Annotated in this window: 1 pseudogene; it reads right to left on the bottom strand. The window is 68.5% G+C overall.

From position 1 onward, the window contains the following. Window positions 1-149: 149 nt before the first annotated feature. Window positions 150-479 (bottom strand): annotated as a pseudogene (locus tag ACU8YE_RS24745) (MGH1-like glycoside hydrolase domain-containing protein); the annotation flags it as partial.

Genomic DNA, 479 nt, shown 5'->3' with positions numbered 1-479 from the left:
CGATTACCCGCTGGTCTCGGCGAACTACAGCGCCCGTCGCTCGGTGATCTCGCGGGAGATCGGTCACAGCCAGCGGATGCGGATGAAACAGGCCGCGGAGTAGGACGGACCGTCGCTACCGGCCCTGCCCACGCGATCGGGCCTGAAGATCACGGTCCGCTCGCCGCCGGTGCCTCGGCGGCCGCGTCCCAGACCTCCTGAATCAGCAGCGCCACGAGCCCCGACCAGCCGGTCTGGTGGGAGGCGCCTACGCCGCGGCCGGTATCGCCGTCGTAATATTCGTAGAACAGTACGAGGTCGCGGAAATGCGGGTCCTCCTGTTCTATCCGGCTGCCGTCGTAGACTGGCCGGCGTCCATCGGGCCCGCGCGTGGAGAGGCCGATCAGCCGGAGTGCAAGCTGCCGGGCGATTTCGCGCAGCGACGAGGTCCGGCCCGAGCCCGTGGGTGTCTCGACCCGGAAATCCGGGCCGTAATAGTC

Source organism: Ralstonia sp. VS2407 (genome assembly GCF_052950655.1).
Note: the sequence above shows the minus strand (reverse complement) of the source record. Positions and strands in the feature narration are given on the sequence as shown.